Raw genomic sequence first — 10,454 nt, 5'->3', positions numbered from 1 at the left:
GCCATGCGCCGGCTGGGCGCCGCCCGGCAGCACCGGCCTGTCGCTGCGCCCTGCCGGAGCGAGGGCGGGCTCGAGGCTCTGCAACGCGCGGAGCGTGTCGGACTGCGATGCCGCCACGCCGGGCAGAGGCCGCTCGCTCTGCGGCGGCAGCAGCACCAGAAGGACGGTCAGGACGAGCGAGACCAGGCAGGCCGAAAGCCTGCCCTGGGTGGTGCCGAAGTTGGCCGGTCCCGGTCGCATCGCGGCAAGATGCGCCTGGCGCGCCGCAAGCTCAAGGATTCTTCCGGTGCCGCAGACGGGAACCTATCCGGCGCTCTCCGGTTGCGGGGCTCGTCGGCGGAAGCCGGCCGCAGCCACAGCCAGGGAAATCCGTCATGCCATTGCACCGCACCCCTCGGACGGGCCCCGAGCCCCGGACGCTCGCGCTTCTTGCCGGAGCCGGGCTCGCCGCCGGGGCCGCCGTCTGGGCGGTCAGCCGGTCGCGGGAGAATCCCGTCGTCTTCCGCCCGAACGACGACGCCCCCGACCGGGCCTCACGCCACCCCGGGGGCACCATGCCCGTCGGCCGCACCATCACCATCAACCGGCCGCGGTCCGAGCTCTTCGCCTTCTGGCGCGACTTCTCGAACCTGCCGCAGTTCATGGAGAGCGTCGAACATGTCACCGTCGTGGGCGACGTGAGCCGCTGGACCCTTGCCGCTCCCTTCGGCCGCAAGGTCACGCTCGAGACCCGCATCGTCGAGGAGGTGCCGGACCGGCTGATCGCCTGGCGCTCGACGGACGGGTCGGACGTCCGCGCCGAGGGCGCCGTGACCTTCCGCGACGCCCCGGCGGGCCGCGGCACCGAGGTCGAGGCGGTGGTGGCCTATGTCCCCGCGGGCGGCGAGGCCGGGCGGCTGATCGCGCGGCTCTTCCGTCTTGTGCCCGCGATGCAGGGGCGGCGCGAGCTGCGCCGCTTCAAGATGCTGATGGAGGCCGGCGAGATCGCCACCTCCCGCAACCGGAAGGATTGACCGATGCGCGCACTCACCTGGCACGGAAAGCACGATGTCCGCGTCGAGACCCATCCCGACCCCGAGATCGTCAATCCGCGCGACGCGATCATCGAGGTGACGGCCACGGCGATCTGTGGCTCGGACCTGCATCTCTACGACGGGGTGATCCCGGGGCTGATGTCGGGCGACATTCTCGGCCACGAATTCATGGGCCGCGTCGTCGAGACCGGGCCGAAAAGCACGCTGAAGAAGGGCCAGCGGGTCGTGGTGCCCTTCACCATCTCTTGCGGAAAGTGCTTCTTCTGCGAGCACCAGCTCTTTTCCGCCTGCGACAATTCCAACACCGCCGAGAAGCAGGACCTGTCCGAGCCGCTCTATGGCCACGCGGTGTCGGGGCTGTTCGGCTATTCGCATCTGACGGGCGGCTATCCGGGCGGGCAGGCCGAATATGTGCGCGTGCCCTATTCGGACGTGGGACCGATCGTGATCCCGGACGGGCTCGAGGACGAGCAGGTGCTGTTCCTGTCGGACATCCTGCCGACGGGCTGGATGGCGGCCGAGAATGCCGGGATCGAGGAGGGCGACACGGTCGCCGTCTGGGGCTGCGGCCCGGTCGGCCTCTTCGCGATCCAGTCGGCCCTGCTGATGGGCGCGGGCAAGGTCATCGCCATCGACGAATATCCCAAGCGGCTGGCGCTCGCGCGCAAGCTCGGGGCCGAGGGGATCGATTTCCGGCGCACGAAGGTGCTCGAGGCGCTGATGGAGATGTCGGGTGGCCTCGGCCCCGATGCGGTGATCGATGCCGTGGGGATGGAGGCGCATGGCTTCATGCCCGACACGCTGATGGACAACATGAAGCAGCGCGTGGGGATCGGCGCGGACAGCGCCCATGCGCTGCGCGAGGCGATCCTTGCGGTGCGCAAGGGCGGCCGCGTCTCGGTGCCCGGCGTCTATGGCGGTTTCCTCGACAAGTTCCCGCTAGGGGCGCTGATGGAGAAGGGCCTGACCGTGAAGACCGGCCAGACCCATGTGCAGCGCTACACCGAAGAGCTTCTGCGCCGGATCGGCGAGGGCGAGATCGACACGACCTTCCTGATCTCGCATCGCCTGCCGCTCGAGGAGGCGGCGCGGGGCTATGAGAATTTCCGCTTCAACCAGAACGAATGGACCAAGGTGGTGCTGAAGCCGGGCATGACCGGCGCCTGACCGGGGGCGGGCGGTACGCCGCCCGCGTCACTCCCCCCGCGGCTCGGCCTCGGGGCGGATGGGCACCTCGATCTCGCAGCGCACGCCCTCGGGGCGGAAGTCGAGCCGGACGGTGCCTCCCGCCTCGACGGCCAGCACCGTCTCGATCATGCGCATCCCGAAGCCCGCGCGCGACGGCGGCACCACATGCGGGCCGTCGGCCTCCGCCCAGACCAGCGTGAGGCGGTCCTGCGGTCCGAGGCGCCAGCGGATCGTCACGCGGCCCTCGGGCGCCGAGAGCGCCCCGTATTTCACGGCATTGGTGCAGAGCTCGTGGATCGCCATCGAGAGGGGGACCGCCGAGCGGGGGGGCAGCATCACCTCGGGGCCGTCGAGGCTCCAGGCCTCGGCCCGCGCGCCGCAGCCGCCGATCGAGGTCGCGACGATGTGGCGGAGGGAGGCCCGCTCCCAGCTTTCGTGGTTGAGGTGGCTGTAGGCGCCGGCGAGCGACTGCAGCCGCCCGCCATAGGCCCCCAGCGCGGCCGAGGCCTCGGGAATGCGGCCGAAGGTCTGCCGCGCCACCGCCTGCACCAGCGCGAGGATGTTCTTCACGCGGTGCTCCATCTCGCCCAGCAGGATCTGCTGGCGCTGATGGGCGAGCTTCAGGTCGTGGATATCGGTGCAGGTGCCCATCCAGCGCAGGATCCCGCCCGCTTCGTCGCGCACGGGCGCGCCGCGGCCGAGCATCCAGCGGTAGCTGCCGTCGCGGTGGCGGAGCCGGTATTCGATCTCATAGTGCTCGCCCGTGCGCAGGGCCTGCAGCCAGAGCCGGTCGATGGCCGGTTGGTCGTCGGGGTGGTAGAAGGCGCGCCATCCGTCGCCCAGCGCCCTCTCGGTGCCGGTCCCGGTGCATTCGGTCCAGCGGCGGTTGAAGAAGTCGCAGGAGCCGTCCGGCAGCGCGGACCAGACAAGCTGCGGCATGGCCTCGGTGAGCGAGCGGAACATCGCCTCGCTCTCGCGCAGCTTCTCCTCGGCCTGCTTGCGCGCGGAAATGTCGTAGGCCACGCCCACGAGGCGCTGCGGGCGGCCCATCGCGTCGGGCCGCGGCTCGCCCATCAGCCGGAGCCAGCGCCGCCCGCCGGTCTCGAGGACGAGCCGCAGCTCCACCTGCATGGGCTCGCCGCGCAGGGCCGCAGCCTCGGCCGCGCGCAGCAGCGGCAGATCCTCGGGATCGACATGGTTCTCGAAGACGGCGACCGGCAGTTCCGGCGGCACATGGCTCAGACCGATCAGGCGCGCCACATCGCCGTCGACCTGCCCCAGCCGCTTCTGCAGATCGAGCTGCCAGACGGTCATCCGGCCGGCCTCGAGCGCCACCCGCAGCAGCGCGTCCTGCTCTTCGCCGGGGCGGAGCGCCGCGATCTGGGGGCCCCTGTCCGGGCAGGGCGCGCGCTGCGGCCGCTCGACGGCCGGGTCGGCATGGGTGTCGGTGAGGTCGAGATCCACCCCCTCGAGACTGACCGGCTTGCCGTCCGACCCCGTCACGAGCCGCCCGTGGCTCAGGATCTGGCGCATCGTCCCGTCGGGGCGCAGGATGCGAAAGCCGATGCTGTGGCGGAGGCGCCGTTGCGCCAGCGTCTCGCTGACGGCTGCCACCACGCGGGCGCGGTCGTCGGGGTGGATCATGGCGCTGAAGGCGGCAAACCCAGGAACCGGCGCGCCCGGCGCGAGGCCGAAGATCGCCCGCTCCTCCTCGGACCAGGTCAATTCCTGCGACCGGAGGTCCCAGCGCCAGCGTCCGATCCCCAGCGCAGCTTCGTCCAGAGCTCCGTGACGAGCTTCAACGGTGCCTTGGGCCATCGTCTCCATTCTCGTCAGATCGCGCGGAGGCTCGACTGCCCCGGCGTTGGAATTACCAATATGATCCCCGGCTCCGATTTCGCAACTTCGACTTTGTGGCGGGTGCTCCCCCGTGGGGGCGGGCCTGCCTGCCGGGCCGCGGCCATCGGCGGGATCAGGCGGGCCGCACCTCCAGTGTCAGGTGCGAGATCTCGTGCAGATGGTTCAGCTTGCGCCGATAATGGTCGGGAGGCTGGGGATCGGCGGACCGCAGCGCCACGATGGCGCCATGATGGCCGGGGCCGAGCTGCCAGACGTGGAGGTCGGTGATCCGGTCGTCGCCGGTCTCGAGCGCCTCGCGGATCTCGGCGGGCAGCTCCTCCTCCTCGGGGATGAAGTCGACCAGCACGCCGCCCGCGCTGCGCAGGAGGCTCAGCGACCACCGCGCGATCACCAGCGCGCCGAGAAGGCCGATCAGCGGGTCGAGCCAGACCCAGCCGCCGATCCGTCCCCCGATCAGCGCCGCGATGGCGAGGACCGAGGTCAGAGCGTCGGCCAGCACATGCAGGTAGGCCGCGCGCAGGTTGTTGTCCTGCGCGTGGTGGGAGTGCGCATGGCCGTGCCCGTGCCCGTGCCCGTGCCCGGGGCCATGACCGTGCCCATGGTCGTGCCCGTGCCCGTGCCCGCGGCCATGACCGTGCCCGTGGTCGTGCCCGTGGTCATGACCGTGCGCGTGTCCCTCGTGCAGGAGCAGCGCCGATCCGAGATTGACCAGAAGTCCGATCACCGCAACCACCGTGGCCTGCCCGAAGTCGATCGGCACGGGATCGAGGAGACGCATCGCGCTTTCCCAGCCGATCAGGAGGGCCACGACCGCCAGCACCACCGCGCTCGCGAAACCCGCCAGGTCGCCGAACTTGCCGGTCCCGAAGGTGAAGCGCCGGTCGCGCGCATGGCGGCGGGCCAGCAGATAGGCCAGCGCAGTGATGAGCAGCGCCGCGGCATGGGTGGACATGTGCCACCCGTCGGCCACGAGCGCCATCGAACCGTAGAGCGTGCCCGCCGCGATCTCGATCACCATCATGACCGAGGTGAGGGCGATCACGGCCCAGGTGCGGCGCTCGTTGCGCGCGTGGCGGGCGCCGAGGAAGACATGGTCATGGTCATGGTCATGACCGTGCCCGTGGTCGTGGTCGTGGTCGTGCGGATGGGCGGCGTGATCGGACACGGGTGGCCTCACTTCATGTAGGTGCGGAAGGCGGCGATCATTTCCTCGGCCCCGCGCTTGCGGGCCGCGGCATCCTCGACGCCCGCCACATGATGCTCGAGATGCTCCTCGAGCAGTTCCGCGGTGAGCCCGCCGGCCGCGCCGCGCACGGCCGCCACGAGTTGCAGGATGGCGGCACATTCGGCCTCGGCCTCGATCGCCCGTTCCACCGCCTCGATCTGGCCCTTCAGTCGCCGCACCCGAGCGAGGGTCTTCGACTTGTCCTTCGTCAGATGCGCCACGGACGCCTCCATACTTATAGGGGGTATGGGTATCCTCCGCAGCGGGAGGCGTCAATGCTCCGTGACGGCTGTCAACCTGTCGCGGCACGGAGGATCGGCCTTCACCCGAACCCTCCCGACGCAAGGCCCGAGGGCATCGGCGAGGGGCATCCCGCCTTTGATCCACCGGACCGTCGGGCAGCCCGCATGATGCCTCGCGGCGCCACGCGGTGGCCGCGGTCGTGCCGACGGCCCGTGCGGCCGGCATGGCGGCCGCGGGAGAACGGTGCTTGCCCCACCCCCGGCCCGAGGAGGATCGCACAGGGCGCAAAGCCGCCCAAACCTCCCGTCTGTTCCGCTTGAGGAGGGCGGCATCCCTGGTGCCGCTCGATCACATGGATGGCGGCACGCTTCGGGCCCTGTCGACCGACCCCATCGGGGAGGCCCGGGATCGGCCCCGCACAAGTTGCGCCGCGATGAGCGTCCCGGGCAGCCGGGTGCGAGCCGGGTGCGCCATCCGCTGGCGGCGGAGATCCTCCTTCGACGACAGGCTGCCCGGAGGATTGAGGCGGGATGCGGGGCAGCTCCGGGCCACAGCCTGGCCGCAAAGAGGAGCGCTGCGGCCTGGGGGGACGCGCAGCGGCCGTCGGGTCAGGCCGCATCGTGACGCCGAAACTCCCTGTCGACCGGATCGCCGCCCGCGCTCTCGCCCATGTCGAAGTCGAAGCCGCCTGCCGTCACCGCCCGCGCACGCCCTGTCGAAGCGACCGAAGCCCGGGCAGGTTTGCGGGCCGGCGCTTCTGCCTCCTCCGGCAGGTGCGGCGCAGCCTCGGCCACGGAGCCGCTGCCGGAGCCCAGGCGGAACTGGCCCATCGTCCGCCGGAGGTCATCCGCCTGCGTCGAGAGCGCCTCCGCGCCCGAGGCGAGACCCGTCGCGGCGGAGCTCGTCTGCTGGGTCACGCTGTCGAGTTGCTGGATCGCCGCCGCCACCTGCTGCGCCCCGAGCGCCAGCTCGCGGGAGGCGACCGAGATGCCGCTGACCAGCGTCGAGGTGCGCTCGATGTCCGGCAGGAGCTGGCCCAGCATCTCGCCGGCGGCACTCGCCGTGCGCAGGGTGCGGGCCGAGAGTTCGGAGATCTCCTCGGCGGCGCCGCGGCTGCGTTCGGCGAGCTTGCGCACTTCGGCCGCCACGACGGCGAAGCCGCGCCCGTGCTCGCCCGCCCGGGCGGCCTCGACTGCCGCGTTCAGCGCCAGAAGATCGGTCTGGCGCGCAATTTCCTGCACGACCAGGATACGCTCGGCAATGGCCTGCATCGCGTCGACCGCCTCGTTCACGGCCGAACCCGAGGCCTGAGCCCGGTCCGCCGAGGTGCGGGCCACGGTCTCGGTATTGCCCGCATTGTCAGCGGTCTGGCGGATGTTCGCCGCCATCTGCTCCACCGAGGCGGAAGCCTCGGCGGTGGCCGAGGCCTGCTCCTGGGCGCCCTGCGACAGTTCTTCGGAGGTGGAGGCCATGGAGGAGCTGCCGCTGCTCACCCGGTTCACCGCGCCGGTGATCGTGCCCACCATTTCGCGCAGCTTGACCACCATGCGGTTGTTCGCCTCGAGGAGCCGTCCGATCTCGTCGCGCGCGTGGGTCCGGGTCGTGAGGGTGAGATCCCCTTCAGCCACCCGCTCGGCCAGCACCAGCGCCTGATCGAGCCCGCGGGAAATGGAGCGCACGATCAGGAAGACGGCAAGCCCTCCCAGCACGACGGCAATCGCCAGCGACAGGATGAGATCGCGCTGCGCCTTCGAGAAGCTCGCATCCGCCTTCGCGGCCGCCTGCGCAATGTTCTGGGCGCGACGGTCCTGCAGTTCGGCAAGGAGCTTCGTCCGCTCGGCACGGCTGGTCTTCGAGGAGGGATCCGCCAGAAGCCGGGCCGCGCCGCTGGTGTCGCGGGCCTTCGAGCTGGCAAGCGCGCGGTCGATACGGTCGGTGCCATCCGCCATCACTTCGCCCAGCCGCTTGAGCAGGGCCGCGTCCTCCGCGTCGGTCAACAGCGGCTTGAGACGCTCGTAGATCTCGTTGCGCTGCTTCCGGGCGGAGAGAAGCGTCTCCTCGGCGCGGCGCAGCTGTTCATCCTCGGTGGCGATGATGTGGTCGCGCAGCGCCAGCGATTCGCGCTGCTGTTCGTTCACGAGCTGAACGCCCAGCTGGGCGGCCGGCTGCTCGACCCGGACCATGCGCTCGACCTCGCGATCCATCGTGCCCAGTCGCATCAGCGTCAGAGCGGTCGCGACGGCGAAGAGCAGAAAGACGAAGAGGAAGGCGGCGGCGAGCTTCAACTTGATGGACATGGCAATCGCAGTTCCTTCAACAGACATCATGTTGCCCGCGCAGTGGCGAGCCCGGTTTCTCGGGGGACGGCCGCGACGGGCGGCCAAGGCGACATCCGATCGCCTCCGGAAGACGGGTATGAGGCAGAGTCGTGAAGAAAAACTGAGCAGCCTCAGCCTGCGGCGCGGCGCAGGGCCTCGAGATCCGCGGCAAGATCGGAAGGATCGCGGTCGATCCCGCGCTCCAGCGCGGCCATCGTCTCCTCCCAGACCGGGATCGCCCGGCCGAGGAGCAAGCGCCCCGCCTCGGTCAGGGCAAGTCGCCGCAGGCGCCGGTCGCAGGCATCGGGGCGAACCTGCAGGAGGCCCCGCCGCTCCAGCGGCTTCAGCGCCGCCGTCAGCGTCGTCCGGTCGACCGCCAGAACCTCCGCCACCTCCGCCATCGCAGGCGGTTCGGGCCGGTTCAGCGCCACGAGAAGCGAGAACTGCCCGCTCCTCAGCCCGAAGGGACGGAAGGCCTCGTCGAAGTGCCGTGCGAGGGCGCGGGCCGCGCGCTGCGCGCCGAGGCACAGGCAGCGGTCGCGGATGAGCGGCGTCATGCTGAAGGGGGCTGCGGGGTCCTTTGACATGAGGCCAATTATGTTGGTATCAACGTAACAAGCAAGCGACTCTGGCGTGACCCGTGAGCCCGTTCGGCACGATGCCCCATGGAAAGGTCGCCTGTATGCTCGAACTCTTCGCCCATCCCTTCTCGTCCTACTGCCAGAAGGTCTGGATCGCGCTGCATGAATATGGGCTCGAGGCCCGGCACCGGATGCTCTCGCCCGAAGAGCCCGGGAACATCGAGCTGCTGGCGGGCTTCTGGCCCTTCCGCAAGATGCCGCTCCTGCTCGACGACGGGCGCCCGGTCAGCGAGGCCTCGATCATCGTCGAGCATCTGACGCTCCATCATGCGCGGGAGGCGCGGCTGATCCCGGAGGATCCGGTGGAGGCGCTCGAGGTGCGCTTCTGGGACCGGTTCTTCGACAATTACGTGGCAACCCCGCAGCAGAAGATCGTGTTCGATGCGATGCGCCCCGAGGAGGCGCGCGATCCTGCGGGCGTGGCCGAGGCGCGGGCGATGCTCGAGACCGCCTACGGGCTGCTCGAACGGCATCTGCCCGGGAGGGCCTGGGTTGCGGGCGAGAGCTTCAGCCTCGCCGATTGCTCGGCGGCGCCGCAGCTCTTCTATGCCGACTGGACCCATCCGATCGGCGAGGGCTTTCCGCTGGTCGCAGCCTATCGCGAACGGCTGAACGCCCGCCCCTCGATGGCCCGATGCATCGAGGCGGCGCGGCCCTGGCGGCCCTGTTTCCCGCTGGGCGCGCCCGACCGCGACTGACCACTTCCGCAGGGCTTCAGGGAGGAGACCCATGGACCGACCCGGACTGACCGTGACCGCCTTCGACTGGGTGCCCGACTTCGCGCAGGGGCAGGTGCGCGACCTGCGCCCGCGATGGGCGCTCGAGGAGGCCCAGTTGCCCTACGAGGTGGAGCTTCTGCCGCAGGGGGCACAGGAGGAGCCCGAGCATCTGGCACGCCAGCCCTTCGGGCAGGTCCCGGTGCTGACGCTGGAGGGGCGCAGCATGTTCGAGAGCGGCGCCTGCGTCTGGCGGATCGCCGAGCAGAGCGACAGTCTCCTGCCGCGCGACCCCGCGCTGCGCGACGCCTGCCTGAGCTGGGTGATCGCCGCGCTCAACACGCTCGAGCCGCCGATCATGATGATGGCGATGCTGTGGTTCTTCGAGAGCTGGCCCGACAGGTTCGGGCTCGAGGACCGCGAGGCGCCGGGCAGGCTTCGGGCGCCCACGCGGGGCATGGTGGACAAGCGGCTGTCGCAGTTCGGCCGGGCGCTGGGAGGCCGCGAGACGATCGTGGGCGACGGATTCACCGTGGCCGACCTCATGCTGACGTCGGTGCTGCTTCCGGCGGCGCAGATGGATCTGCTCGAGGCCCATCCCGAGGTGAAGGCCTATTACGAGCGCCATTCGGCCCGGCCGGGCTTCCGGAAGGCACAGGCCGACCAGATCGCGGCCTTCGCCGAGAATGCCGGAAAATACCAGGCTGCCTGAGGAGGGTTTCATGCAGACCGACACACTGACCACCTGCCTCTGGTTCGACGGGCAGGCCGAAGAGGCCGCGCGCTTCTACTGCGATCTCCTACCGCGCTCGGAGATCATCGAGGTGCTCCATGCGCCCGCCGACTATCCGGCCGGGCGCACGGGCGATGTGCTCGACGTGTCCTTCACGCTGATGGGGCGGCCCTTTCTCGCGCTGAACGGCGGGGGCTACACGCAGTTCACCGAAGCCGTCTCGCTCATGATCCCCTGCCGGACGCAGGAGGAGGTGGACCGCTACTGGCAGGCGCTGTCGGCCCGGCCGGAGGCCGAGGCCTGCGGCTGGGTGAAGGACCGCTGGGGCCTGTCGTGGCAGATCGTGCCGCTGGTGCTGCCGCGGCTGCTCTCGGATCCCGACCGCGCGAAGGCCGGACGGGTGATGCGCGCCATGATGGAGATGAAGAAGATCGACATCGCGGCGCTCGAGGCGGCAGCGGCCTGACCCCGGGCGCAGGGTCGGATGCGGGAGGGG

The 10,454-nt window shown here is 70.4% G+C and carries 10 protein-coding genes and 1 pseudogene; 5 read left to right on the top strand and 6 right to left on the bottom strand.

Features of this window, described 5'->3' with window-relative positions; genetic code table 11:
• Positions 1-240, bottom strand: a pseudogene (locus A9O63_RS07050) (hypothetical protein); the annotation flags it as partial.
• 134 nt (positions 241-374) lie between these two features.
• Here A9O63_RS07050 and A9O63_RS07045 point away from each other — a divergent pair.
• Together A9O63_RS07045 and A9O63_RS07040 are read left to right on the top strand one after the other, a co-directional pair.
• Positions 375-1,013: an SRPBCC family protein gene (locus A9O63_RS07045; RefSeq protein ID WP_041670342.1), complete on the top strand. Its 639-nt coding sequence runs from the start codon at positions 375-377 to the stop codon at positions 1,011-1,013.
• A gap of 3 nt (positions 1,014-1,016) precedes the next feature.
• Positions 1,017-2,201 (top strand): zinc-dependent alcohol dehydrogenase, encoded by a 1,185-nt coding sequence (locus tag A9O63_RS07040; protein ID WP_069331287.1) that lies wholly within the window; start codon positions 1,017-1,019, stop codon positions 2,199-2,201.
• A 27-nt stretch (positions 2,202-2,228) separates the two neighbouring features.
• Here the strand turns inward: A9O63_RS07040 and A9O63_RS07035 are convergent, their stop codons facing one another.
• The 5 genes from A9O63_RS07035 to A9O63_RS07015 all read right to left on the bottom strand — a co-directional run bounded on the left by A9O63_RS07035 (position 2,229) and on the right by A9O63_RS07015 (position 8,455).
• Positions 2,229-4,049 carry a sensor histidine kinase gene (locus tag A9O63_RS07035; RefSeq protein ID WP_069331286.1) on the bottom strand — a complete coding sequence of 607 codons (1,821 nt, stop codon included), beginning with the start codon at positions 4,047-4,049 and terminating at the stop codon, positions 2,229-2,231.
• A gap of 145 nt (positions 4,050-4,194) precedes the next feature.
• Positions 4,195-5,247 (bottom strand): CDF family Co(II)/Ni(II) efflux transporter DmeF, encoded by a 1,053-nt coding sequence (gene dmeF / locus A9O63_RS07030; protein ID WP_069331285.1) that lies wholly within the window; start codon positions 5,245-5,247, stop codon positions 4,195-4,197.
• A gap of 8 nt (positions 5,248-5,255) precedes the next feature.
• Positions 5,256-5,528, bottom strand: coding sequence for a metal-sensing transcriptional repressor (locus A9O63_RS07025; protein WP_069331288.1), 273 nt, complete (start codon positions 5,526-5,528; stop codon positions 5,256-5,258).
• Between the two features lie 630 nt (positions 5,529-6,158).
• Positions 6,159-7,847, bottom strand: coding sequence for a methyl-accepting chemotaxis protein (locus A9O63_RS07020; protein WP_069331284.1), 1,689 nt, complete (start codon positions 7,845-7,847; stop codon positions 6,159-6,161).
• 152 nt (positions 7,848-7,999) lie between these two features.
• Positions 8,000-8,455: a MarR family winged helix-turn-helix transcriptional regulator gene (locus tag A9O63_RS07015; protein ID WP_190238152.1), complete on the bottom strand. Its 456-nt coding sequence runs from the start codon at positions 8,453-8,455 to the stop codon at positions 8,000-8,002.
• Between the two features lie 95 nt (positions 8,456-8,550).
• On the opposite strand from A9O63_RS07015, the gene A9O63_RS07010 reads away from it, so the two are divergent.
• Genes A9O63_RS07010 through A9O63_RS07000 form a run of 3 tightly spaced genes read left to right on the top strand, consistent with a single transcriptional unit; the run spans position 8,551 to position 10,424 of the window.
• Complete coding sequence (locus A9O63_RS07010) at positions 8,551-9,207, top strand: glutathione S-transferase family protein (protein WP_069331282.1); 657 nt, start codon at positions 8,551-8,553, stop codon at positions 9,205-9,207.
• Between the two features lie 31 nt (positions 9,208-9,238).
• Positions 9,239-9,937, top strand: a complete 699-nt coding sequence (locus A9O63_RS07005) for a glutathione S-transferase family protein (protein WP_069331281.1) — start codon at positions 9,239-9,241, stop codon at positions 9,935-9,937.
• A gap of 10 nt (positions 9,938-9,947) precedes the next feature.
• Complete coding sequence (locus A9O63_RS07000) at positions 9,948-10,424, top strand: VOC family protein (RefSeq protein WP_069331280.1); 477 nt, start codon at positions 9,948-9,950, stop codon at positions 10,422-10,424.
• Positions 10,425-10,454 lie beyond the last annotated feature (30 nt).

The organism is Cereibacter johrii (genome assembly GCF_001720585.1).
Lineage (GTDB): Bacteria > Pseudomonadota > Alphaproteobacteria > Rhodobacterales > Rhodobacteraceae > Cereibacter_A > Cereibacter_A johrii.
This window is presented reverse-complemented; position numbering and strand designations above follow the sequence as displayed.

Coding starts and splice junctions, on each gene's coding strand:
- A9O63_RS07045 (WP_041670342.1), top strand. CDS start 375: ATGCCATTGCACCGCACCCCTCGGACGGGCCCCGAGCCCCGGACGCTC.
- A9O63_RS07040 (WP_069331287.1), top strand. CDS start 1,017: ATGCGCGCACTCACCTGGCACGGAAAGCACGATGTCCGCGTCGAGACC.
- A9O63_RS07035 (WP_069331286.1), bottom strand. CDS start 4,049: ATGGAGACGATGGCCCAAGGCACCGTTGAAGCTCGTCACGGAGCTCTG.
- A9O63_RS07020 (WP_069331284.1), bottom strand. CDS start 7,847: ATGTCCATCAAGTTGAAGCTCGCCGCCGCCTTCCTCTTCGTCTTTCTG.
- A9O63_RS07015 (WP_190238152.1), bottom strand. CDS start 8,455: ATGTCAAAGGACCCCGCAGCCCCCTTCAGCATGACGCCGCTCATCCGC.
- A9O63_RS07010 (WP_069331282.1), top strand. CDS start 8,551: ATGCTCGAACTCTTCGCCCATCCCTTCTCGTCCTACTGCCAGAAGGTC.
- A9O63_RS07005 (WP_069331281.1), top strand. CDS start 9,239: ATGGACCGACCCGGACTGACCGTGACCGCCTTCGACTGGGTGCCCGAC.
- A9O63_RS07000 (WP_069331280.1), top strand. CDS start 9,948: ATGCAGACCGACACACTGACCACCTGCCTCTGGTTCGACGGGCAGGCC.